General features: G+C 43.2%; 16 protein-coding genes. 7 read left to right on the forward strand and 9 right to left on the reverse strand.

From position 1 onward, the window contains the following. Together dgoD and BGP15_RS13100 are read right to left on the reverse strand one after the other, a co-directional pair. Positions 1-1,179, reverse strand: coding sequence for a galactonate dehydratase (gene dgoD, locus BGP15_RS13095; protein ID WP_286769758.1), 1,179 nt, complete (start codon positions 1,177-1,179; stop codon positions 1-3). Between the two features lie 9 nt (positions 1,180-1,188). After that, positions 1,189-2,511, reverse strand: a complete 1,323-nt coding sequence (locus tag BGP15_RS13100; RefSeq protein WP_046675766.1) for an aspartate aminotransferase family protein — start codon at positions 2,509-2,511, stop codon at positions 1,189-1,191. Between the two features lie 160 nt (positions 2,512-2,671). Here BGP15_RS13100 and BGP15_RS13105 point away from each other — a divergent pair, with 160 nt between their 5' ends. Next, the gene (locus BGP15_RS13105) at positions 2,672-3,469 is read left to right on the forward strand and encodes an SMP-30/gluconolactonase/LRE family protein (protein WP_286769759.1); all 798 of its coding nucleotides are present in this window, start codon (positions 2,672-2,674) and stop codon (positions 3,467-3,469) included. A gap of 32 nt (positions 3,470-3,501) precedes the next feature. Here BGP15_RS13105 and BGP15_RS13110 read toward each other — a convergent pair whose 3' ends face one another. The 6 genes from BGP15_RS13110 to BGP15_RS13135 form a co-directional block, all read right to left on the reverse strand. Next, positions 3,502-4,140 carry a GntR family transcriptional regulator gene (locus tag BGP15_RS13110; protein ID WP_046675764.1) on the reverse strand — a complete coding sequence of 213 codons (639 nt, stop codon included), beginning with the start codon at positions 4,138-4,140 and terminating at the stop codon, positions 3,502-3,504. Positions 4,141-4,206: 66 nt separating this feature from the next. Next, positions 4,207-6,855 carry a hypothetical protein gene (locus BGP15_RS13115; RefSeq protein WP_286769760.1) on the reverse strand — a complete coding sequence of 883 codons (2,649 nt, stop codon included), beginning with the start codon at positions 6,853-6,855 and terminating at the stop codon, positions 4,207-4,209. A gap of 4 nt (positions 6,856-6,859) precedes the next feature. Continuing rightward, entirely contained in the window at positions 6,860-7,852 is a 993-nt protein-coding gene (locus BGP15_RS13120) for a DUF4466 family protein (RefSeq protein ID WP_286769761.1), read from the reverse strand. A gap of 8 nt (positions 7,853-7,860) precedes the next feature. Continuing rightward, entirely contained in the window at positions 7,861-8,256 is a 396-nt protein-coding gene (locus BGP15_RS13125) for an SGBP N-terminal domain-containing protein (protein ID WP_046676362.1), read from the reverse strand. A 25-nt stretch (positions 8,257-8,281) separates the two neighbouring features. Then, the gene (locus BGP15_RS13130) at positions 8,282-10,114 is read right to left on the reverse strand and encodes a RagB/SusD family nutrient uptake outer membrane protein (protein WP_046675762.1); all 1,833 of its coding nucleotides are present in this window, start codon (positions 10,112-10,114) and stop codon (positions 8,282-8,284) included. Positions 10,115-10,125: 11 nt separating this feature from the next. After that, positions 10,126-13,311, reverse strand: a complete 3,186-nt coding sequence (locus BGP15_RS13135) for a SusC/RagA family TonB-linked outer membrane protein (RefSeq protein ID WP_286769762.1) — start codon at positions 13,309-13,311, stop codon at positions 10,126-10,128. A 376-nt stretch (positions 13,312-13,687) separates the two neighbouring features. On the opposite strand from BGP15_RS13135, the gene BGP15_RS13140 reads away from it, so the two are divergent. The 6 genes from BGP15_RS13140 to BGP15_RS13165 all read left to right on the forward strand — a co-directional run bounded on the left by BGP15_RS13140 (position 13,688) and on the right by BGP15_RS13165 (position 20,963). Continuing rightward, on the forward strand, positions 13,688-15,208 hold the full coding sequence (locus BGP15_RS13140; protein ID WP_286769763.1) for a PQQ-dependent sugar dehydrogenase: 1,521 nt from the start codon (positions 13,688-13,690) through the stop codon (positions 15,206-15,208). A gap of 5 nt (positions 15,209-15,213) precedes the next feature. After that, positions 15,214-16,446 carry an Nramp family divalent metal transporter gene (locus tag BGP15_RS13145; protein ID WP_286769764.1) on the forward strand — a complete coding sequence of 411 codons (1,233 nt, stop codon included), beginning with the start codon at positions 15,214-15,216 and terminating at the stop codon, positions 16,444-16,446. Positions 16,447-16,453: 7 nt separating this feature from the next. Further along, on the forward strand, positions 16,454-17,476 hold the full coding sequence (locus tag BGP15_RS13150) for an NAD-dependent epimerase/dehydratase family protein (protein WP_286769765.1): 1,023 nt from the start codon (positions 16,454-16,456) through the stop codon (positions 17,474-17,476). After that, complete coding sequence (locus BGP15_RS13155; RefSeq protein WP_286769766.1) at positions 17,476-18,540, forward strand: dihydrodipicolinate synthase family protein; 1,065 nt, start codon at positions 17,476-17,478, stop codon at positions 18,538-18,540. The genes BGP15_RS13150 and BGP15_RS13155 overlap by 1 nt, the downstream gene beginning before the upstream one ends. A 174-nt stretch (positions 18,541-18,714) precedes the next feature. Further along, positions 18,715-19,623, forward strand: coding sequence for a helix-turn-helix domain-containing protein (locus BGP15_RS13160; protein ID WP_286769767.1), 909 nt, complete (start codon positions 18,715-18,717; stop codon positions 19,621-19,623). Between the two features lie 146 nt (positions 19,624-19,769). Next, on the forward strand, positions 19,770-20,963 hold the full coding sequence (locus BGP15_RS13165) for an MFS transporter (RefSeq protein WP_115048005.1): 1,194 nt from the start codon (positions 19,770-19,772) through the stop codon (positions 20,961-20,963). A gap of 249 nt (positions 20,964-21,212) precedes the next feature. Here BGP15_RS13165 and BGP15_RS13170 read toward each other — a convergent pair whose 3' ends face one another. Next, entirely contained in the window at positions 21,213-25,397 is a 4,185-nt protein-coding gene (locus tag BGP15_RS13170; protein WP_286769768.1) for a hybrid sensor histidine kinase/response regulator transcription factor, read from the reverse strand. Positions 25,398-25,419: the final 22 nt, after the last annotated feature.

Consider the following 25,419-nt stretch of genomic DNA (forward strand, 5'->3'; position numbering starts at 1 on the left):
CTACCAATCCCCTACACTACCGTCTTTATAAAAGGTTCGCTGCAATATTTCCTGTTGAAAAGGGTGTTTCTTTACCTCTTCTTCATTGATTTCAATACCCAAACCGGCGCGCTTATTCGGAAGGACAATCCGCCCTTTCTCTTGAACCGTAAACCCTTCGGTAACGACGTCCTGACGCCATTCGACGTCCTTATGCACACTTTCACAAATAATATAAGATGGTGTTGCAAATCCCAGCTCAATGGAAGCAGCCGTACTCACGGGGCCCTGTGGATTATGTGGTGCCATAGATACACGGTAAGCATCGGCCAAAGCTCCAATTTTACGCGCTTCAGTCAGACCGCCACAATGTGTAATATCAGGCTGTATAACACTTACGGCGCGCTTTTCGAGCATATCCCGAAAGGCATGCACTCCGATCAAACGTTCGCCTGAAGCAATAGGTGTCGTCACCGCCCGTTGAATCAAAGCAATATCTTCCATGGTCTCTGGCCAGCATGGCTCTTCAAAGAAATACAGGCCATAGGGCTCCAAGGCTTTCGCAAATTGCATCCCCATACGTGGGCTTGGCCGCGCGTGGCAATCCACCATAATATCAATATCGTCGCCGACAGCATCACGCATGGCCTTCACACAAGCTTCAGCATATTTAATGGGACGAAGACCTTCCAACGACATCGTCTCTGGAACAGCCATCGATTTAAAAGCAGTAAAACCCTCCTCAACAGCTTTTAGCGCCAGATCCCCAAATCGCTTGGCATCGTCCGGAGCAGTCTCATAAAAATCCTCCATGCGACCTCCACCTAAATGACAATACAAACGGATATAGTCACGTACACGACCTCCCCACAGCTCATGACAAGGGACATTGTGAATTTTACCTAAGATATCCCATAAGGCGATATCGATACCACTGATGGCCGTACCGCGAACGATACCGTTTCCATGCCAGAAATGTTGTCTATACATCATCTGCCACAGGTATTCAATACGACGCGGATCTTCGCCGATCAACAATTGAGAAATATCCTTGATAGCTCCGACCACACTTTGCGTATGCCATTCCAATGTGGCTTCGCCCCATCCCCAAAGCCCGGGCTGGTCGGTCATAATTTTGACAAAAATCCAATTTCGCATGCGCGCATGGCATACAAAGGTTTCAATAGCGGTTATTTTCATAGTTAGGGTTTACAAACTTTTTATTACGCGTTCAGTTGCCTCCAACGTTCTGTCGATATCATCCTCCGTATGCGCAAAGGAGATACTTCCTTGTTTAATTGGTGCCGGGAAATTGAAAATCCCCTCTTTTATGAGCTTTTTTCGATATTGGGTATCCAGCTCAAAATTGTGGTTATCCAAAATATCATGAAAATTGACTGGCGCATGGTCCATAAAATATGTACAGAAGGCAGATCCTTGGCGTGCGACATAAAACGGTACGCCTAATTTAGGAAATATTTCCTTATATCCTTGCTCCAAACGCGCACCAAGCGCCTCTACGTGCTCATAAACGCGGTGCTCAGCGCTTCCTAATTTTTTCAAAGTCGCAATCGCCGCCGCCGTCGTTAGCGGAAAAGCATTAAAGGTACCGGCAATCATAACGCGCTTCGACTTATCAGGATCCACAAAGTAATCCATATATTTTTTCTTCCCTGCAATAACCCCCAATGGGTAGCCGTTTGCAACCGCCTTTCCGAAGGTTGAAAGATCGGGCTGAATACCACAGATGGACTGATAGCCACCCAGCGCATGTCTGAATCCGGTTTTCACTTCATCAAAGATCAACAGAAATCCATGCGCGTCGGCCATGTTGCGTAAGCCTTCCAAATAACCTTCCTTTGGCTTCACAATCCCGATATTCTGAAGAATCGGTTCCAACAGAATACAGGCAACATCATATTTTTGAACCACATACAGCACACTTTCCAAATCGTTGTAGTTGACAATGTGTACTAAATCGCTGTGATTTTTGGGAACGCCAGCACTCAATGAATCGAATGGATATTCCCCCGGACTTTGATATGAACCCACATCTGCACGTTGACTGATCACATTGCAGGCCACATCGTTATGCCAGCCATTGTAGCCCCCCTGCATAACAATCACATGATCACGGCCTGTTACCGCACGAGCAATACGGATGGCATGGTAAGTCGCTTCCGATCCTGTCGTTGTAATCTGAACACTCTCCACCGAAGGAACAGACTGACAAAAAAGCTCCGCAAACTCTCCTTCGAGTAAGGTTGGCCCAGCCCCCATCAATACCTGCTGTTCCTGCAAGGTCTGTAACACTGCAGCGTTCACGTCAGGATCATTATGCCCCAGAAAGGATGCTGCAAATCCAGCCTGATAATCTATGTAGCTGTTCCCGTCAATATCTTCGACCAAACTACCATTCCCTTTGACGAAGCAGATATTCGGATCTGACTTCCGATTTAAGGACACCACTCCACCCGGTATCCATCTTGCATTCTCCCGCAGTATCGCGGCTGATTTTTCATTTTCTTGCATGCCTATTAAAAGTTTTGCTATTTGTTATTGTTATAATTGGACGATCACCGCCACACATGTTGCAGTCATCAATAATTTGTATTTAAATACACCTTATTTTATGTATACCAAATTACAATATTTTTGTATACATTTAAAATAAATTTTAAAATTTTTAAAAATGAATATTCTCATTGAAGGACTTCTTTTTCCAGAAGGCCCCGCTTTCGACCGGGAGGGTGGTATATGGCTTGTGGAGAAAGAAGCAGGAAACTTGATCTATTACAAAGACAATCAGTATAGCAGAATAGCTGTGAATGGACATCCCAACGGCATTGCAATCGATAAAAACGGCATAATATGGTTTTGCGACTCACAACAAAACAGCATCCGTTGCTATGATCCCTTCGACAAAACCTGCACAACAATAGCTACGAAAATCGCAGGAAAGCCATTAAAAATGCCCAACGACTTATGTTTTGATACCGAAGGGAACCTATTATTCTCCTGCCCGGGAAATGACCTGGAAGATGGTACAGGCTACATCTGCTGTCTACATAAACATGGTGCGCTTACGAAGATCCACACAGGTCTTTTTTACCCAAACGGATTAGCCTTTGCAGCAGACAACTGCACACTTTTTGTCGCTGAAACGGGTACAAAATGGATCTGGAAAATGCACTGGAACAGCTTGACACAACAGGTGGAGAACATCGAAAAATTCATCGAAACAGGTGGTCTTATTGGCCCAGATGGAATTGCCTTCGATCAGGATAACCAGCTTTATGCCGCTATCTATGGATCGCAACATATCCTATCCATTGATACCAAAAACAAGACGACCGAGAAAATACCTACGCCGGGAAAGAATCCGACAAATTGTGCTTTAGACCCAAAAGGCATTCAGGGACTTATGATTACAGAAGCTGAAAAAGGGCAATTGTTGCAGTGGAACAGCACAAAAAAGGGTCTATTGTAAACAATAGACCCCCTATAAAAATCCAAAAAATATTAAACCAATTCCAAGGCTTCTTGCTCGCCCCGATCCAAATGATGGACCAAAGTGGTATAAGCTTTATTCCAGTCATCCGCTTTCAACGCATCAACAATAGCGCGATGCTCCTTCTCCGTATCCAGGTAATCTTCCATCTGCCCCATAATAGCCCCGAGCTTCATATGAAATAAGGGAATGTTACTGTTCTTGTAAATAGAAATCAACCTTGAATTGCAAGTTCCCTCAATAATCCGCTCATGAAAACGAACATCCGCCTCGCAAGCACCACCATAATACCCCTTGCTGACCATCTCAGAAAAATCGTTACAGATCAGTTCCAAATCTTCGATAAGCTCTTTACTTTTCTTTGAAAACAGAATCTTTAATGCACCTATTTCCAACAACTCACGCAGCTCACGAATATCCTTCACATCTTCGACTGTCATTTTTTTCACAAAGCAGCCGCCTTTTTCACCAAACTCTACCAGACTCTCGCCTGCTAACCGCATAAAAGCCTCACGAACAGCCACTCGACTCACCGTCAACTTATCCGCCCAAGCACTCTCCACCAATCTCGCCCCTCCAGCCAGCTGACTGGACAAAATTTTCTTACGTACTTCTAAATAAACTTTATAGGCAAGCGAATCCTCTTTCATATTGTATACAATTTTATGCAAAAATAAGAATACAAAATCATTAAAAAAATTTAAACAACGTATTCTTTAATTAATCTTCCCCTCTTGGGCACCATACTGTCTCCCCGGCGACAAATAAATAGTTTCGGCTTTAGATTTCCAACTGGTTGTATGATTCCCTTTCAGGACATTTATATTAAAGCTACTATTTTTTAATGAACTTTTCATATTCCAGAAACCATCTTTCAAACCAACCACAACAACCTCATACTGCTGATCTCCCGGTACCGCAAATTCAATGGCTTCATTAAGATATTGATTTGGTTTGGCCACCACCAGTAAACGATCAGCCACCCTTATGAGGTAATAGTTTGCTTTTTCCTCAGCATACACCGGTAATTTTGAAGAACCACTCTCCGTCATCTGAAAAACCGAAGCATAACTCGCCTGATCACTTTCCTGTTTGGGCGAGACCATAATCCGTGTTCCTCTAGCCTCTGGCCAAGGAGACTTGACCTGATAAAGATCACCAAAGACAAAAGCAGTCGAATCGCCTGAATACAATTTCACCGCACAGTCTCTTAATTGCGGCTTCAGCAAATCAACATAGGTAGCACCAGCGACATTTTTAAATTGACTATGCAATACAAAACCTGTTTCACTTTGTAACGGCTTTTCAAGCGTATTGATCTGCCAGTAGGGCTCAAATTTCTGATCATTGGTCTTAAGCTCGTCCAATAGGACAATGACCGCAGGCACATCCTTCCGCTTCAAATTCAAAAACAGGAAACTTTTAGTATAGGATTTCACTTTAGCGGTATATGCAGCCGTTAGATCCACATTGAAATAGCTATAGCTCGGCTGAATGGGATCCTTACCAAATGCCGATGCCCTGATCTCTCCGGTATGGTACCAGGAGTCACTTAATACCTCCTCAACCGTACGTGGAAAACGCTGGCTAAACCGAGTACCACCATCGTTTGTTTTGGTCCTGAACAACAGCGGCTCAGCAGGATCACGCACCAAAAGCATACTATGCGCAACCGACCGCTTATTAAAGTTAAAATCATAAGGGGAGCCATAGGAAAGATACAGGCCAAGATCACCAACCTGAATACCATGATGATAGATCTGCAGCGCACCTGCATCGGCATGCTGATGATTGCCGAAATGATAACCACCACCCTTAATTTCTGCAACCACATCGGAACTTCCGTTCTCTTCGCTCCAGCCTGTCCGGGCAACCATAGACCCTAAGATGGGTCCAAAATCCTTTGTCAACGGCATTTTCTCACGGTCAAAATCCGGCTTCAATTTTGGATCATCCAAGAGGAGGAACAAGATTGGATTGTCGGGCAAACCGCCCTGCTTGACAAACTCGGCCTTGATTACCGGATTACCTGAATAGGCATAACAAAGCAACATGGTCTGCGGATTTTTCCAATAAAAATCGGCACTGCTGTTGTACTTTACATTAAACATATCCCCGTCGCGTAACATTTTTCCGTCAGGCGTTCGCATATACAGCCAGTAATACGGCATATCCTTGATGTTATCGTCAAAAACCGGATAGCCAAGCATGCGATAATACAACCAGGCTCCGTGCATTTCCCACCCAAAACGATAGCCACCGTAATCAACACCTTGATTATGGCGCGGAGACTGATACTCAAACTTGCGCATAGGCACCAACTCTTCCAATATCGAATATGAAGTATATTTGTAAGGTACAGGATCCTCATCATATAAAGCAATACTCATTGCCAGCAGATCGCGCGACACCTGCGCCTCATTCCCATGCCCATTGATAATACTTTCGATACCAAAAAAGGGAGGCCAGCCGATTTCCATATCTTGCGCCAGACGCATCATATTTTTATGCAGATTGGTCTTAACGCGCACATCCAACAACGAGTAGCACCAGTCGTACACCAGTGCACCCGTATAAATTGCACGTCCCAACTCGCGTGTAATATCACCATAGGATACATTCCCGAACTCCAACATCGTCAAGTATTGATCCGCCAGCCTGACCGCCTCTTGACCTATTTTTTCGTCACCGGACATGAGGTAATAAAACGCTTTTGATTCAATAGCACGCTCGAGCTTTTCATCGTAAAACATTTCCTTATTCGGATCAAAAATAAATTGAACAGGTTGCTGCGCAAGTGTTTTCACTTTTCCCCAAGCTTCCAGATGCTCCACCTCTTCCAGCCGCCCTTTAACAAGCAGCAAAGATTCTTTATTAACCCATAATCTGGGATGACCTGCAGGTGGAACAATCTTTGGTTTATAATTTTCCGCTGCAACCGGCGCAACTGGAGGTACAAAGGCATCGATCGAAATAGCTTTGACCTTAAAATAAGCGGGCAACTGCATACCGACTGTCTGCTTCCCTTTCTCAAAATAAAATTTACCAAGATCTTGTATCGCACCTTTAAAGCTGTCAAATACGATCCGTTTGGTCGATCGCGCAGCGCGAACATCAATCACCGCGTACAACGTCATCATACCTGTTTTATCCGCAGCCTTAATTTTATCCAAATCGGTAACCTCACCTTCTGAAACCAAGCTATAGACACCTGCCGTCGGAACATCCACCTGCACCTGCAACCTCTGTCCATTTCCCTTTATCGAAGTAACCTTTGCCTGCTGCCCATAGGACGTTCCAAGGATCGCCATAAAAGCGACCCCTAGCATAGTACCTTTAACTTTTAGCCATATCCTCGCACCCATATCCTTATTTTACTTGCAACCTTTTTACACTGATCTTCATTTCTTTCGTGGTATTATTTACACTATTGACAAATACATAAGCATTGTATTTACCATCAGCCGTTTGCAGCCATATCCCTGATTCAGCCTTCAAATTAATGGCAAAATCTGGCGCATCAATAAACGATTTGTCTTTCAAATCCACATCGTCCACAAATACACTGTATTGCAATCGCGCCAATTGTTGATCGCGCACGGTCCAAGCCTTCACGATCTTCGTTTTATTTGTCAGCCCGACAGGTAAGGTGAAGCTCGGCAAATAACTGGCATCCGTCGTGGGAGCAACCAATGAATGTGCATAAGTCACCGTTGGCAATGGCCGGTACAAATAGATCAAATCAATTTTATCCGGGTTTGCTGCAGCTTCCGTTGCTGTATACCATTTTAGATCTGCTACAGAAAAAAAGCAGGCTGCCCCATCTTTCCCGATCAAATCTAAGGCCATATCCATATTACGAATCGCATACGCTTCGGTCTTCAACGCAATTTCCTGCCCATTACTGGACCTCGCCCTGAATGTAAACGTAACCGATTTGCCTTTTGCTGCTGCCGGTATTTTGTAGCTATAACGCAGCGTTGAAGCCGAGGTGTCTTTTGTAAATTTCACCTCCGTGCTATTCCCATTTACTGTCGCGGGGTCGCCAACGACCACACCTACATCTGCCCCCGTACTACTGGTGTAGTACGATTTGTTTTCAAGCACAGTACCCTCATCACCCGCAATGCTAGCTTCCACAGCTATCGATGTGAGCTTCCCCTGATCTGGTAATATCGCCGCCGCATAAGCAAAGTCTATGGTAGCACCAACCACATTTGGCCCTAAAGAGCGCTTAATGATATCGTTTTGCAAACCATCTTTTGCTTTTGGAATTTCATAAGCTTCTTCTTTACAAGAACCTAACAGCAAGAGCCCAAATCCAATGGACAGTAGCTCTATTTTTAAATAATTTGTTTTCATCAGCTTACTTATTTTTGTACTGTCAAATAAACTTTATACGTCTTACGAACCTTTCTATTTCCAGACACGACAGTCCATTCACGTGGCGTATCCAAATTAGAAAAATCTTGTTTTCCTAAAATCTTAGGATCTAATACCGCATCGGTGACCAGTGAAAACTGTGGGTATAGATTTTTCAAATCCGTACCAAAGAGCACCTCCACTTTTATGGTTTGCTCAACGGTATCTACCAAGGCAGCTTTGGTCCGTACCGTCTGAAAATCGGCGCCCAACAGTTCAAAACTACTGACATAACATTCCGACCTGGTCGTGATCAACAAACCATCCTCATCCATTGGATAATCATCCTTACAACCGGACAAGCTAACGAACAGCATGCCGATTAAAAATAATGTATATTTCATCTTATTACAGTCAAGTGTTACCATCTTATTTCCAAGGTATATTTTGTGTTAAATTCGGATTCCGCGAACGTTCTGTTTCCGGGATTTGATAGATATAACACTTTTGATAAGTCAACTCAGACTCATTGAAGAAAAAGCGCTCCCAATTATTCCCAAAACTATCCTGGAACCATTTCCCATCACCATAAGGCTTACCAAATACGGTTTCCAGTTTACGCCATCTCCGCAGATCAAAGGCACGCTGTCCTTCACCAAACAACTCTACAATCCTTTCCTGTTCTATAGCATCAAAAAAAGCATCACGAGAAGCGGTTTTAGCACCAGCAAGCGCGGGCAAGTTACCACGGCGCCTGACCTTATTAACCAAATCAATCGCATCCGCCTGTGGACCACCAATCTCATTGGTCGCTTCAGCATACATCAGATACACGTCTGCAATGCGCATCAAAGGCCAATTGTAATTTCCGTCACTACGTGCCACACCACCATAATTGCGCACAAATTTACGCGATTGTAATCCCGAGAGATTTGTGGTATTATCGGTGAAGGAAGTTTTGTAAGAGACACCGTTAACCGTCACCGCAGCACCCCAAGTTTTGTAGACAAAAGGAATATAACCTGTCGTCTCCGTAGGGCTCATACCCATAATCAGTTCATAATCCCACAACAAAGTCGCTTTCATGCGATAATCGCGATTACGGTACGACTCAGGGTTCACCGCTGAATTTGCTGTTGTACGTGCTGCCGGATTTTTCACTGGATCTAGCTGAACCATCTTGGGCAAGAAATCTCCCGTAATGGTAGATTGATAACGGTCGGCCAATTCATAACGCGGAATAGCTTGGTTCTGCCCTAAAGACACCAATGGCCCAGTCCACACACGTTGATATTCCTCACTCTGTTTTGTACCCACACCGCCATGGGTAAGCACCATGACCATTTCCTCATCTTGACTCAAGTTGCCCGTAGAAGGTATAAACATGTAGTAATAATTTGGGAGCACATCTGCCTTCCCCAATTCACCCCATGAACCCGGATCACCATTCCTAAACATTTTGATACCAAAATCATTGATCACACGCTTAAAATCCGCAGCTGCCGCCGTATAGGCCGACTTAGCGTCGGCAGCAGATTGCACAAATCCATCCAATTCGGGCCATCCATTTTTCTTCCACGAACCCCAGTACAATTGAAACTTACCACGGAAGGCCAACGCGGCAGGCTTACCGGCACGACCAATTGCAGCCCCCTTATTCGGCAATTTGTCCACAGCGTAATTTAAATCAGCCATAATGGAATCTTTCAGCTGCGCAATAGGCATTCTACGCACCGTATCAGCCTCTGCAGGCGCCGGTGCCGATTTATAAAAATAAGGTACATCGCCCCATAAGGAAATCAGTCTAAAGTAGGCAATGGCACGCAGCAATTTGGCTTCCGCCACGATTGTTTCCAAGGTCTGTTTTACAGCATCAGTTTTTGCTACGGGCAGCAAGCGCGCATTGGTATTTTCGATCACAAAGTTGGAACTGAATATAGATCCATACAATGCTCTATACATTGCCGACGCACCGGAACCATAATTCATCGGACTATTCACCGTTAATGAAATAGGCGCCGCACCGGTATTGTACACCTTCAGGTAATCACCATGACCATCAAAATGATAGTCACGATCAAAACAAGGTCTAAATATCGAATAGTTCGCCATTAAGGCAGCAAGCGCGTCATTTTCGTCCACCCAGAACGTTTCAGAGCTTGGCGTTGTTGTTGGATTTTGATTTAACAAATCTTTGCGGCACGCGGATAAACCAAGAAGCAACAAAGAAGAAATAAACACGATGTTATATATCGATTTCATAAGTTCAAATATTATAAGTCTACATTCAGTCCAACCACAAAACTCTTCGTCATCGGATAGGCATCATTGGTATAGGTACTTTTCTCCGGATCTAAGCCTTTAAAACTCGTCAAAACCGCCAAATTATCTACAGAACCGAATACACGTAACTTCTGGATCCCCAGCTTCATCAATAATTCTTTCTTAAAAGTATAGCCAAGCTGCAGATTTTTAACCCTTAAATAAGACATGTTTTGCAACCAAAATGTACTCAAGTACGCATTTGGACTCGTTGATCCCAATGTACTTGGAAGCAATTTAGGATAATCGGCATGGCGATTGTCCAGGCTCCACATATTATTCCACTGATCTTCCGTAATCGCCTGATTTGCCGTCCCTAAAAAATTTGAATTCGCTTTGTTCATCCAAAATTCTTTTCGTCCGGTAGCAGCCTGCAACAGGAAAGAGAAATCAAAACCTTTGTAGTCAACAGAACCTCTAAATCCGTAATTTACCTTTGGCCTACCCAATTGGTAAGCGGGATATGCCACGCGGTCATTCGCATCCAATTTGCCGTCACCATTGACATCTTTCAACAAAATATCTCCCGGAGAAGCCCCCTGAGGAACTGCATTATAGACATCCTGCCAAGACTGCGCAATGCCCAACGATTCGAAAGCATAGATAAAATTATAAGGCATATCAATAAATACCGAACCTCTTTGCAACTGCTCATTCCAAGACAGTAGCTTGTTCTTGTTGTAGCCCACATTAAAGTTCAGCATGTAACCCACATCACCTTTTCTATCATTCCAGGTCACATTTGCTTCCAGCCCTTTATTCATCATATCGCCGATATTACGTCGCGGAGCAGCAAATAAACCCGTCAGATGCATCGATACATCCGAAGGTCTGTTCATACCGATCGTCTTTCTTTCGTAGTAATCCAACTCGGCCGTCAGTTTATTTTTAAAGAACCCAAGGTCCAAGCCCAAATTAAACACACGTGTCTTTTCCCAGGTAAGGTCATAGTTGATCAGTTTTTTATTGATCAACCCCTTGACAACAGACCCTGTTCCTGTACTATTGTCAATCAGATAGTAGGGACTGGACACCAAAGATTGTTTCTGCTCATACAAGCCTACACCACTATTATTACCCAATGAACCATAAGAAGCTCTAAATTTGGCCGAACTCAGGCTAATCTTATCCTTAAATGCCGACATAAACGCCTCATCTGAGATCCGCCACCCCACTGCCGCGGAAGGAAAAAAACCATATTGATCGCCCGGCAAGAAACGCGAAGAACCATCTACCCGGAAGTTCCCTTCAAACATATACTTTCCAAAGGCTGTATAATTTAATCGTCCGATATAAGAACGTAAACCTTCCGCCGATGATGATCCCGACACATTTTGTACATCTTCAGATGCACCATCGATTTCATGTAAACTAGGATGCAAACGATCTAAGCGACTACCCGCCAAAACACGATTGTTCCAATATTCTTCGGAATACACGGCCAAAGCAGAGAAATCATGATTAGCGCCGAACTTATGATCATAACTCAACTTGAAGTTCAGCTGTGTTTTGTAATTGTTCCGGTCTGTATTATAGATCCCATCATTTGTTGGCACAAGATCCCGGATAGACAATCCTGTCCGGATGTTATACAATTTTGTCGGCATATCTGCCTTCCATTGAAAACGCGTGTCATAATTTAGGGCATAATCCACTTTAGCCTCAAACCCTTTGAACGGCTTCCAGTTTAAATAACCATTCACCAGAGCCTGCTTTTGATTCATGTGGTTCTGGTTGCGCGTCATGTAATCCGCATAAATATTATTGGCCTGCGGACTTTCATTGTAAGACATTGCTCCACCATAAAAACCGGTCATAGGATCATAAGGCAATATACCTGCTGGCGAGGTAAACAAATCCATTCCACTTGTTGAGTTGGCAGTCATACCATCCTCGTAGTTATACCGGTAATCGGACCAATTTCCGGAGAACCGGACCCCAGCACCGATGGTATTGGTTACTTTTGTTTCGAAGTTAAATGCAGCATTATAACGTTTAAAATCATTATTGATCTGTATCCCCTTCTCATCCAGCATACCCACAGACAAATAGTAATTGTTATTTTCAGTCCCCCCATTAATGGAAACATTATAATTCCCACTTTGACCATTGCGAAGAATAACATCCCACCAATCGGTACTTGGATACAATCTCGGGTCGATCATACTTAAAGCCAACCATTCGTCGATCGTTCCATTTTTAAAATTGAATGCAGATGCAGCGGTATTATAAGCCTGGGCCCTTTGCGTAGCCGTCATTGCTTTTGCATAATTATTGACAAAATCAAAAGAGCGGGTAGGTTTCACCAGCGATTTGTTGGCACTAAAGGAAATAGCCGTCCTACTGTTTCTTTTACCAGACTTTGTCGTAATCAATACAACCCCGTTGGCCGCTCTGGAACCGTATACAGCAGCGGAAGAAGCATCTTTTAGCACGGTCACACTTTCAATATCATTCACATTCACACGGTTCATATTGACATCGGGCATTCCGTCGACCACGATCAGCGGTCCAGCACTATTGACCGTCCCCAAGCCCCGGATCAAAAGATCCGCTGCATTATTTCCGGCCATCCCTGAGTTTTGACTTACGGCCAAACCAGGAATAACACCCTGTAAGGCCTGCGAGGCATTGGAAAGCCCCCGGCTTGAAGTAGATTGGTCAAAATTGACACTGGCCACAGCACCAGTCAAGTTGCCTTTTTTCTGCTTACCATACCCCACCACAACCACTTCATCCAGCGCATTTTCGCTCGCATCAAGCACCAAAGCCTGCACGTCTTTCCCCGACACCACTTTTGTATTAAAACCGATTAACCGAAATTGAATCTGATCTGAAACCGAACCCGTTAATTTAAAACGGCCTTCTTGATCCGTAACGGTAACAGTTGCATTTTTAAGGTTACGCACTTCCACACCGGACAGTGGCTGCCCTTTGGCGTCCAGCACCTGCCCGACAAGCTGCTGCTGAAATTTAGCTAAACCCGGCGAAGGATTTAGAACATCCGAGATCGGAATCTTTCCATTATTAGGGGAAGAAGGTACATTTGCCAATGCAGCCATCGAAATAAAAGGTAGCCCTACCAACAGGCAACTCCTGTTTATTACATCCCGGATTTTAATCTGCTTTAGTATCATGAATACTCAGGTTAAAGTGGTTAAATAAATGATTTATAAGCTCTTTAGTTTATTGGTATTTTTTAAGAAAAATAATTTTCGACCCCTATGCGATCGCAATTCCTCTTCTTTACTTTATCATAGTGAATACAATAATATATATTTTTTGTATACAATTCAATATTTTTTTCACTTTTTTACAAAAATAGCCCTGCTAACAAGTTCGTGACAAATCTATAATACCACATTTTTGCCCACCAGATTATAAACTAAATCGTATTTACCTTAGGCCAATAAAATATTTTTGTATACAATTTAACTTATTTTTTGTATATTTATTTTTATTCAACTACATTTGACTAACCACATAAATCAAAGGAATAACCGTAGATCCTATATGAAAAAACACACCTATATTTGGCTTGTATCGCTGATCCCGCTGCTTTCTTCCTGTTCTTCCGAGACAGAAAGAGAACGTAAACCCATAAATAACATCCAACTGGAGCACAGCATACTATCGCTAACCAAAGAAGCTACAAAACTCCATGTGCCCTGGGATTTACAATATGACCGGGTCAATAACGCAATTCTGTTTTCTGAAATCGGAGGAAGTATACGAAGACTGGATACAAAAACAAAAGTTGTTACTTTGGTGGACAGCCTGACCGACGTATACCATCAGCGCACCCTGGGACTCTTGGGAATGGCGCTCTATCAGCCGGAACAGCAGCAAGCTTATCTTTACCTTTCTTACACCAGTAAAAAGAACAGCCTCATTTTCTCCAACCTATATCGCTACGATTATAATACGGCCGGCAAGTTGTCAAACCCAAAATTGCTTTTACAGATCCCTGGAAACACCGGACACAACGGCTCCCGAGTTATTGTTTCGACGGACAAAAAAGTGTACTGGGCGACAGGTGATGCCGCAAGTGATACCTTCGCACAAGACAGCACCTCCTTAAATGGCAAGATCTTACGCCTCAATCTCGACGGGAGCATCCCCAAAGACAATCCAATTAAAAACAGCTATGTATATGCCTGGGGATTTCGAAACATGCAAGGACTTACCCATGATGCAAAAGGCTTAATTTACACCTCCGAACATGGCGATGCCATCGAAGATGAAATCAACCTGATCCAACCGCTAAAAAATTATGGCTGGCCACAGATCGAAGGCATGATTGACACGGAAAAGGAAAAAGCTATCGCCAAAAGCTCGCCAAGACAGGAACCTATTAAATCGTGGACTCCAGTCGTTGCACCATCTGGTATGGCCTATTACGGTTCCAACGTTATCCCTGAATGGCAACATAGCTTATTGCTTGCGACGTTAAAAAATCAGTCTCTACGTATCCTAAAATTATCTGCCGATGGGCAGCAGATCGTCGATGAGAAGATCCTATTCAAAGATCAACTTGGCCGGCTAAGATCCGTATTGACCTTACCCAATGGGGACATTTATTTCTGTTCAAGCAACCGGGACTGGAATCCACAAAAGGGGTTTCCAAAACCCGATGACGACGTGATCTACCGACTCCTCATTACCGATAAAGCCGTTGCGCCAATGATTAAGCCCGTTGCAGCCAACGCCGTCAGCTCCCCGACCAAAAGTGGTCAAGCCTTATACGAAGCGTATTGTGCATCTTGTCATAAAGCAGATGGAAAGGGACTTACAAACACCTTCCCCCCATTAGCCAATTCATCTCTTGTCAAAGGCGACCCAACACCTTTATTGCGGGTTATCCTCCACGGACTGAAAGACAAAACAATAGCCAAGGTCAACTACGAGAGCGCAATGCCATCTTTTTCATTCCTGAAAAATGAAGAGGTCATTGAAATTACCAATTATATCCGTACACACTTTGGAAATTCTGCACCTAAAATCAACCAACAGCATTTAACCTCATTACGATAAATCTCATGGAAAACAACCTCGAGCCAAAACCCTCTTTGTTTAAAAATTGGCTATCCATCTTAGGTCCCGGCATCATTACCGCCGCCCTGGTTTTCGGGCCCAGCAAAATGACCATCACATCAAAAATGGGTGCAGATTATGGCTTCGCCCTATTATGGGTTGTCGTCGTCGCGATCTTTTTTATGATGGTTTTCACCAATATGGCGGCACGTATCGGCATTGCGAGAGACGAATCTTTACTTACCTTGATTCGCCAGAAATTTGGTAAAACAACCGCCATCATCATTGGCCTCGGAATCTTCCTTGTCGCAACCTGTTTTCAATCCGGAAATGCCACAGGGGTCTCCATTTCTGTTTCGGAAGCAACGGGGACAAACCCCAAAATATGGATCATCGTTTTTAATGTCATCGGCATTTTACTGTTGTTCTTCAAGTCTTTCTATGCGCTACTGGAAAAACTGATGCTAGCACTTATTATCCTTATGCTATTTGCTTTTTTATCCACAGCCATAATGACAAAGACGTCTGCACAGGACTTTTTCTTAGGTTTTATTCCAAGCCTCCCGCCTTTATCAATGGGTTTAATTATTGCTTTCACAGCGTCTTGCTTTTCGATCGTGGGAGCCTTTTATCAAAGTTATCTTGTGCAGTCAAGAAGAAAACTGTCGTCCAACAAGCAGACTTCGGAACGGCAGATAGTCGGGAGCAGAATCGGCATCATTATACTCGGGATCATGAGTGCTGCCGTGATGGTCTGCGCTGCAAATACCCTTCATCCGCAAGGCATCAGATTAAGTTCTGCCGCTGAGATGGGCCGTGCATTGGAACCGCTTTTGGGAAGCTACGCCTCACACCTCTTTTTTATCGGTCTTTTCGGCGCCTCCTTTTCTTCCTTGATCGGCAATGCTGTATTAGGCGGTTCATTACTGGGCGATACCTTTGGCTTCGGCAACAATCTCAATCACCCCAAAGTGAAACTCTTTATTTCTTTGGTCATGATTTTTGGGTCTGCCATCGCACTGATCTTCGGAAATCTCCCCTTGGAGCTTATTGTTTTTGCCCAAAGCATCACCATTTTTCTTGTTCCCTTTATTGGCATTATCCTCTTTCTGATCGCAAACGACAAAGAAATTATGGGTGCGCTCAGAAACAGCCCACTAACAAGATTATGGGCAATCCTCGGACTTCTCTTACTCGTTTTTCTTGCTTTTAGTAATTTCTATAATTTAATCAAATAATTCAGACATGGACCATAACAATTTAGCGGAATTGGAACAGCAAATACTTGCACCATCATTAGATCTAATTGAAGATATAAAAAAGATACAAGGTGATATCCTTTTCCTAGGTATTGGCGGAAAAATGGGGCCAAGCATGGCAAAACTAGCCATGAGGGCTATTCAAGCTGCAGGAATAGACAAAAAGGTCATTGGTGTTTCGCGTTTTTCAACCAAGGAACTCCAACAGGAACTGGAAGATCTAGGCATAGAGACCATCGCCTGCGACCTGCTGAATGAGGAAGAACTCAAAAAGATTCCGCAGGTTCCGAATGTCATTTACCTCGCAGGACATAAGTTCGGCACCACAGGAAATGAAGATTTCACCTGGGCAATGAACACCTATCTTCCCGGAATGGTAGGTTCTCATTTTCGAGACTCCAACATTGTTGCTTTTTCTTCGGGTAACGTACTGCCCTTTGTGCCGATAAGCAATGGCGGCGTTTCCGAGGAAAGAACTCCTGAGCCTGTCGGTGAATACGCACAATCCTGCTTGGGTAGAGAGCGCATATTCGAGTATTTTTCGAAGAAAAATGGTACACCTACCCTGATCTACAGATTGAATTATGCGGTGGATTTTCGCTATGGTGTCCTCGTAGAAATTGCAAAATCGGTCAAAGGGCAGCTCCCAATAGATTTGACAACCGAAAATGTCAATGTCATCTGGCAGGGAGATGCCAACGAAATTGCCTTAAGATCATTATTGCACTGTCAGTCTCCGGCCAAAATACTGAATGTCACGGGGCCCGAAATCCTTTCTACACGATGGATCGCAGAGCGCTTTGCTGAGCATTTCAACACTAGGCCCATCTTTGTGAATGAGCCCGCCGGAACTGCTTTACTAAACAACGCTTCCGAATGCCATCGTTTATTTGGCTACCCGAAGACAACCATACGGGAAGCGATAGACATTACAGCCAAATGGTTGATCCAAGGTGGCGAACTATGGAACAAAGACACGCACTTTCAAGAACGAAAAGGAAAATTCTAATGAAAACTTTAGACAACAAATTACAACAGTTGCTTTGGGAAGGGACGGTCATTCCGGCGCACCCCCTCGCCCTCAATGAGGACCGCAGCATTGACGAAGCACATCAACGACTCCTGACCCAGTATTACATAGCCAGTGGAGCGGGCGGAATTGCTGTCGCTGTACATTCAACCCAGTTTGAAATCCGGGACCCTGAGATCAATCTTTTTGAAACCGTGTTGAGATGGGCTAGCGAAGAAGTCGATAAAGCTGAGCTCCAACGACCATTTATCAAAATTGCGGGCATCTGCGGCGCCACAGAACAAGCGGTACAGGAGGCAACAACTGCACTTCAATACGGTTATGATATCGGACTTTTGAGTATGGGTGGACTTCAAAGCTGGACTGAAAATGCAATATTAGATCGAGTCCGGGCAATAGCAGCTATTATTCCTGTTTTTGGGTTCTATCTTCAACCCGCCGTTGGTGGCCGTATTTTCTCTTATTCCTTTTGGCAGCAGTTTGCCGAAATCGACAACGTCGTCGCGATCAAGTGCGCCTCCTTCAACCGCTACCAGACATTAGACGTCATGCGTGCTATAGCAAACTCCAGCCGGCGAGATCAAATTGCCATGTACACGGGCAATGATGACAATATTGTCAACGATCTGATGAGCGTGTATAATTTCCCCGTAGCTGGAGAAAACGTCTCCATAGAATTTAAAGGTGGTTTACTAGGTCATTGGGCCGTTTGGACGGCAAAGGCCGTTGAGCTCCTTCGGGAAATAAAATCATACAAACAGAACCCCAATAACCTCCATGCGAGCCATCTCCTAAGCAAAGCGATTGCTGTCACAGACAGTAATGCCGCATTTTTTGACTCAGCAAATGCATTCCATGGCTGTATACCAGGCTTACATGAGGTGCTCCGTAGACAAGGTTTGATGAAAGGTATCTGGTGTCTGAACCCCGACGAAAACCTTTCCATCGGACAGCAAGAAGAAATTGATCGTGTATATAAAGACTACCCTGACTTAAACGACGATGAATTTGTCAAGGAGTTTCTTAAATCTAGATCCCAATAGTCGCTTCCTTTTATAATAATCGGTTCCCTCTCAAAGGTCTCATCACCCGGGCTAGTCATAGCTAACGAGGTGATGGGACCTTCCTTTTTGCTCCAGTTCATATTTTACCAATCAATGACTGACCGGGAGGAATATCGCGCACAACAAAAGGTTTGATTTTTATAACTTTGCGTCATGACAACTTCTGAAAATATAATTGATTTCTATCAACGGGTATTTCGAGAATCCAATTACCCAATAGGCTCCTCGCCCGAACAAATTTCTCATTTTAACGTATTTTCACGTGAGCATTGTCCCTTAAAATCACCGTACAATAGAAAAGATTATTTCAAAATATCCCTTATGATCGGCGAGGGTCAACTGCATTATGGCGATCAATGGATCCCTATTGACCGTCCAGCGCTTGTATTTTCAAGTCCGCTTGTTCCCTACTCTTGGGAAACAGACAATCCCGATCAAAAAGGATGGTTCTGTCTTTTTACACAAAAATTCATTCAGGAGGACAAACATTACAACCACAACATCCTCGAAAGCCATTTTTTCAATCCGAGTGGTAGCCCCGTCTATTTCTTAACGGACGAACAGGTCGATCTTTTCGATCACATTTTTCAGCGCATCAATGCGGAACTGCTATCTGATTTTTCGTTCAAATATGAAATTATCCGGAATCAGTTGCAGTTACTCGTTTTAGAAACATTAAAACTAGCGCCAAATGAGGGAATATCACCTTACCAAAACGCCAATCAGCGTATTTCCCATCTTTTCTTAGAGCTACTGGAACGCCAATTTCCGATTGACACCGAAAATTTGCTTCGTTTTAAAAATGCAACGGATTATGCACAGCAGCTCAATATCCATGTCAATTCGCTAAACAGGGCTTTGAAACAAAATACAGGAAAAACCACACAAGAACTCATCGCACTACGCATCACACAGGAAGCAAAAGCCCTCCTCCAACATAGCAGCTGGAATATCAATGAAATCGCTTATGCCCTGGGTTTTGAGGAACCCGCAAACTTCAGTAATTATTTCAAAAAACATGCGGGCATACCGCCTTTAGCTTTTCGCAACAGGCCTGTTTGATTTTCACAATAATTTGTTTGAATTCTATATCTTTCGAAACAGGCAATGAAGCTACTTTTGTCCACATCATATTTAGCAGGTCAAAGAGAAAAAAGTGGCTGGCTGCATGAACGTCCATAGAGACGCGAAATTTAAAAAATTACAGGATGGAAAAAAACACTAAACCACAGCAATCTTTTATCCCGACGATACTAGCATTTGCACTTGTTCCGATTACGGGACTTGCGACCGATATTTATCTTCCGTCGATGCCACAAATGGCTCAGGAGCTTGGCTTGAATGAAAGCAAAATCCAGCTAACCCTTTCGCTTTTTCTAATCAGCTATGGTGTTGCTCAGTTCTTTACAGGAGCGTTGGTTGACGCTTGGGGAAGATATCGCATCAACCTGATATCACTTTTCCTTTTCATTGTCAGTTTCTGGATTACAGCAAGCACGCAAGATATTTGGGTTATTTACCTGATGCGTATTCTACAGGGCATCTTATCGGCATTCGTGGTCATCTCAAAAAGAGCCTATTTTGTGGATGTCTACGAAGGTGAACAGCGCAAGCACTACCTCAGCATTATGACCATCGTCTGGTCGATCGGTCCGATTGTCGCTCCTTTTATTGGCGGCTACCTTCAGACACAATTTGGTTGGCGTTCTAACTTTATGGTTCTGGCCGTTTACAGTGCTGTACTTTTCATCCTTGAACTGATCTTTTCTGGCGAAACAATCAAACAGAAGAAACCTCTCCATATCAACTACCTGATTGGCGAATTTAAAATGATGCTTAAAAGCAATGATTTTACCTTCGGTATAGTCATGTGCGGTATATCCTACGGTCTTGTCATGTTCTACAACCTCAGCGGTCCCTTTTTTATTGAACACCAGCTGGGCTATAGCGCAATCACAACCGGTTATACCTCGCTAATTATGGGCTTAGCTTGGATGTGTGGTGGTTTTATTGGTAAAGCCCTTATTAAAAGAGCCTTGGTTCCGAAGTTGAGAATCGCCAACTTCATTCAGATCAGCCTGATTGTATGTATGCTCTTGGTTTCACCTTACCTGTCAAATCTCTATACATTGACATTTTTCGCATTTGCTGTACATTGTACAGCAGGATTTATTTTTAACAATTATTTCAGCTACTGTTTAGGGAGGTTTCCATTGTCGGCAGGTATCGCCGGCGGATTGGTTGGCGGAATTACCTACCTGCTGACCTCTTCACTCAGTTACATCACGGTAAGCTTGGTAAACCCTTCTTCGCAGTTTCAGATTGGATTAGGTTATGGCATATTTGCGCTGTTGGGATTGACCACTTTATACGTTATTCATAAGTTGGTCAAAAGCGTATAAGCTATGGGCAGGTTCTTTCAGCGACAGGGCAATATTAACCTGTAGCTGGACAGCTACAAAACTATACTTAAAAGTTGAATTATTTTTAAAATAGTATTAAAAACAACTATATTTGTTGCATCATAATTTAGGTTTATAATTGGTTATTGAAGGTTTTCATTCTCCCCGTTTGAAAACCTTTTTTTTTGACCGAAAAAAAATTCAGTCTGCTGTCCTCGCTGCTGCTGACCAAATCACGAAAACCCTTGCTTATTTTTCTAAATTGCTACTTTCCTTTACACCGAATTTTTCAACATAGGTACGTGGACTCTCCTTATAGAATTTCTTAAATGATTTGCTAAAATACTTTGGATCATTGAACCCGACCTGATAAGCCACCTCGCTGATACTCAAACCTGTATCGTTCACCAAAATATAGGCTGCTTTCTTGAGACGGACCATATTAATAAATTCAACCAGATTCAGTCCCGTTTGCTGCTTAATCTTGCGGTACAAAACAGAGCGGCTCACACCGATGGCTTTTGTAAGATCAAGCACGCCAAAATCTTCGCAGCCCAGATTTTCTTCAACAATCTTCAACACCTGATCCAAGAAACGAGTTCTTTCGGGCAGATCTGTTCCCTGCGCTCCAAGAAGATAATGCTGTACAAATTTTTCCTCCAACCTTTTCCGCGTCTGTAAGATGTTAGAAATTTTCTGAATGAGGTGCGGCATACTGAAGGGCTTGGTAATGTAATCATCTGTACCGATTTCAAATGCCTCTGTGATATAAGGATCAGCTGTGCGGGCTGTCAAAAGAATCACCGGAATATGATTTGAACTGCTATCATTTTTAATCTGCTGCAAAAGTGTGATTCCGTCACAGTTGGGCATCGTTACATCCGAAATGATAATATCGGGCTGTTTTGTTTGCACCAATTCCAGGGCCTCAATACCATCGTTGGCTTCCAAAACAATATATTTTTTTCGTAAATTTTCACATAGAAAACAACGTAGCTCCACATTGTCCTCGGCAACAAGTATGATGGGTTTATCTTCCTCCGCCGCAGGACGCTCAATTGCTGTTTTTGTAGTATCCACATAGGGCATACCGGCATCTGCTGGGTCAGCGCATATCATCCCTGGAGTATCCGTTAAGACCGGTAGCTCTTCGATGACGACAGCGCTCTGGGGCAGGCTGATCCGAAATACCGTATTGTAGTCTGTCGTTTCCTGTACCATATTGCTTTCAACAGTGAGTTTCCCGCCGTGCAACTGGACAATGGAACGGCAAAGTGCCAAACCTATTCCACCGTTGGTAGCCGACAAGCCTTTTGTATTGGCCTGATAAAATTGTTCAAATACAAAAGGAATATCTTTGGGTGGGATTCCACGCCCGGAATCCCAAACGGAAACAAGCAATTTCTCCAACTCACCTTCCACTTCTAGCTCAACCTGTATCTTTATTTTACCCCCCTTATCCGTAAATTTAAACGCATTATAAATCAAATTGACAAGGACTTTTTCAAATTGTTCCGGATCGAAACCTGCAACGTAATTAGGACTTACCTTATTATCCAGAAAAAACTGAATATTATTTTTTTCGGCAATAAAGTGAAAATTCTGGCGAATGTTTTCCAAATACGTAGCAAGATGAACCTTTTGGCAAAACAATTTCATCTTTCCGCCTTCATGTTTTCTGAAATCAAGCAGCTGATTGACCAGATTCATCAACCGATCGGCATTTCTCGTCGCATAACCAAGGTGCTCCTGTGCATACGCTGAAAGCGATCGGTCGCCTTTTAATTGATTTAACGGCCCGATAATTAATGACAATGGCGTACGGAATTCATGGGAGATATTGGTAAAGAAATTCAGTTTTGCTTCATGGAGCTCCTCCTGTTTTTCCGAATCTATTTGCCGAATCAAAAGGTCCTGTTTCAATTTATTCCGGCCGTGGAAAAATCGGATAACCAAAAAACCGGCCGCAGCAAAAAGAAGAAAATAGCCGCTATAGGCCCACCATGTCTTCCAGGGTGCTGGCAGCACTTTAATCTTCAAAACCGTTGCCTTTTCGTTCCATACCCCATCGTTGTTGGCCCCCTTTACCCAAAGCTCGTAGGTACCAGGGTCTAAATTGGTATACGTAGCCACGGGATTGCTCACATAATTCCAGTCTTGATCAAAACCTTTCAGATAATACGCGTATTGATTTTTCTCCGGATGGACATAATTCAACACACTGAATTCGAGACTAAAAACATTTTGATTGTGATCAAGTATCAATTCATCCATCATGGATATATCTTTGGGAATAACAGCATCAATACCTGGGAGAACTGTTTTATTGAATAATTTCAGCTCTGTAAACTGAATGGGGGGAATATAATTATTGACACTTAAACTATCCGGATTAAATAGGGTGAAGCCGGAGAAACTTCCAAAGGCAAGTTTTCCGTCCCGCAACATTGCTGCTGCATTTTGAATATATTCGTTGCCAGGAAGACCATCGGTCTTCGTATAGGTGCGTACATGACCCGATAGGGGGTCGAAACAAGAAATCCCTGTATTTGTACTCAACCACAATTTGTTTTTCAGATCGCTCAACATCGCAAAAACATTGTTGATCGGCAATCCATTTCGTTCATTGAACCTTTTGAACGCTTTCTTCTCCGGAAGATAGCGATTGAGCCCGCCCATATAGGTACCGATCCAAATCTGTCCTTTTCGATCTTCATGGATACTCACAATATCATTTCCGCTAATTGAAAGAGAATCTTTCTTGTCATTTAGAAAGGAAACAAATTTATCGGTACCGGCTAGTTTTAGATTTAACCCATTGGAAGTACCGATCCATAGATTACCTTTTGAATCCTCTAGCAAAGCGCGCACCATATTGGAGCTCAATTGCTTTCCTGCAACATCAAATGTCTGGAAAGATCCCACTTTCTGGTTTTTACGAAGCACCTGTAGTCCGCCACCGAACGTGCCAATCCAAATATCGCCATTGCGATCCTCTAAGATTGCATAGACATTATTGTTTGCCAGGCCATTACTTACATTGGGATCGAAACGAAAATGTTCATAGCCTTGTTGCCCCTTTCGTCTTAAATTCAATCCACCGTCATAGGTACCTACCCATAAGTTCCCTCCCTTATCTAGACAGATGGACTTCACATTGTTATGACTTAGGCCATTCAGGTTATTTTTATCGTGACGTTCACTAAAAAACGAATTCGTACGCCGATTAAAATAATTCAATCCTCCACCCTCAGTTCCGATTACAAGTTCTCCCATTCCATTTTCAACAAAAGCGCTCACCACATTGTAACTTAAGCTATTGCGTTTAGCTTGATGGGTAAAATTCTGAAAATTGGGAATATCCTTGTCATAGATATTGACCCCTCCAAAATAGGTTCCGATCCAAATAGATCCCCTCTTATCCTGAAATATAGGACGAATGGAATTATTGCTTAAGCTATTGGGATTTCCATCGTCTGCCTGAATAAAAAGCAGTTTTCCATTTTGATAAACATATAGGCCATTGAATGTTCCGATCCAAATCTTTCCATCAACTGTTTTTTTTAAGGACCGTACATCTTGACTGGCCAAACCTGTATGATTGCCCGCTTCAGTTAACGAGGATATTTCGCCTGTATGCTCATTGATAATCCGAATCCCATTATATTTCGTGCCTACCCAGAATACACCTGGACTAACCTCCAATACGGCCTGAAACCGTTGATTAACTTTATTATCTACTGATTTCTCTTTGAAGTAAGTCCGTAGAACCTTTAAACTATTTCCATCTTTCGATGCGGCCTGCATGAGTACAATGGCATCATCAGTACAAAACCACAATCGCTTTCTGCGATCCTCATACACGGTTCGAAAATTACGATAGTATTCTTTTCCCTGGCTTCTTTCAACGGTAATCTCATTGAAGACCAATTCCGCTTCGAGATGCCGGCCCTCTTTAATCTTATACAAGCCTATATTTGTCGCAATCCAAATCTTGCCCTTGGAATCCTGAAAAATCTGATGAACGTTGACATCCATTTTTCCACTGCTACTCTCCACAGTAGGTAAGGGTATACGGATGAAATTGTCTGACGCACGATTGTATAAATTCAGTCCTGTCATTGTCCCTATCCAAAGCCGCCTTTTGTTATCTTCCGTAATCGCTTGAATAAAGTTGTGCTCTAAGGAAAGGCTATCTTGTGGATTGCTGCGGTAAATCGTAAACTTTCTGGCGTCGTACTTATTTAAGCCATCACGGGTACCGATCCACATAAAACCCAAATAATCTTGAGCAATAGCGAAAACGCTGCCCTGAGACAAACCTTCATTGACATCCAAGTGTAAAAAACGATAGTTTTTTTCCTGCGCATGCAAAACAGAAATTAACGCTAAAGCACAGCAAAAACAGCGCACAAAAACACGTAGTGGCATCATAAGGTATATAATTGAAATAGAT

The sequence above is a fragment of the Sphingobacterium sp. 40-24 genome, assembly GCF_001899705.1.
Lineage (GTDB): Bacteria > Bacteroidota > Bacteroidia > Sphingobacteriales > Sphingobacteriaceae > Sphingobacterium > Sphingobacterium multivorum.

Bases quoted from the DNA above. Each gene is read 5' to 3' on its own strand.
- BGP15_RS13155 (WP_286769766.1), top strand. From the start codon at position 17,476: ATGAAAACTTTAGACAACAAATTACAACAGTTGCTTTGGGAAGGGACG.
- BGP15_RS13170 (WP_286769768.1), bottom strand. From the start codon at position 25,397: ATGATGCCACTACGTGTTTTTGTGCGCTGTTTTTGCTGTGCTTTAGCG.
- BGP15_RS13135 (WP_286769762.1), bottom strand. From the start codon at position 13,311: ATGATACTAAAGCAGATTAAAATCCGGGATGTAATAAACAGGAGTTGC.
- BGP15_RS13130 (WP_046675762.1), bottom strand. From the start codon at position 10,114: ATGAAATCGATATATAACATCGTGTTTATTTCTTCTTTGTTGCTTCTT.
- BGP15_RS13145 (WP_286769764.1), top strand. From the start codon at position 15,214: ATGGAAAACAACCTCGAGCCAAAACCCTCTTTGTTTAAAAATTGGCTA.
- BGP15_RS13110 (WP_046675764.1), bottom strand. From the start codon at position 4,140: ATGAAAGAGGATTCGCTTGCCTATAAAGTTTATTTAGAAGTACGTAAG.
- BGP15_RS13150 (WP_286769765.1), top strand. From the start codon at position 16,454: ATGGACCATAACAATTTAGCGGAATTGGAACAGCAAATACTTGCACCA.
- BGP15_RS13105 (WP_286769759.1), top strand. From the start codon at position 2,672: ATGAATATTCTCATTGAAGGACTTCTTTTTCCAGAAGGCCCCGCTTTC.
- BGP15_RS13100 (WP_046675766.1), bottom strand. From the start codon at position 2,511: ATGCAAGAAAATGAAAAATCAGCCGCGATACTGCGGGAGAATGCAAGA.
- BGP15_RS13160 (WP_286769767.1), top strand. From the start codon at position 18,715: ATGACAACTTCTGAAAATATAATTGATTTCTATCAACGGGTATTTCGA.
- BGP15_RS13165 (WP_115048005.1), top strand. From the start codon at position 19,770: ATGGAAAAAAACACTAAACCACAGCAATCTTTTATCCCGACGATACTA.
- BGP15_RS13120 (WP_286769761.1), bottom strand. From the start codon at position 7,852: ATGAAAACAAATTATTTAAAAATAGAGCTACTGTCCATTGGATTTGGG.
- BGP15_RS13140 (WP_286769763.1), top strand. From the start codon at position 13,688: ATGAAAAAACACACCTATATTTGGCTTGTATCGCTGATCCCGCTGCTT.
- BGP15_RS13125 (WP_046676362.1), bottom strand. From the start codon at position 8,256: ATGAAATATACATTATTTTTAATCGGCATGCTGTTCGTTAGCTTGTCC.
- dgoD (WP_286769758.1), bottom strand. From the start codon at position 1,179: ATGAAAATAACCGCTATTGAAACCTTTGTATGCCATGCGCGCATGCGA.
- BGP15_RS13115 (WP_286769760.1), bottom strand. From the start codon at position 6,855: ATGGGTGCGAGGATATGGCTAAAAGTTAAAGGTACTATGCTAGGGGTC.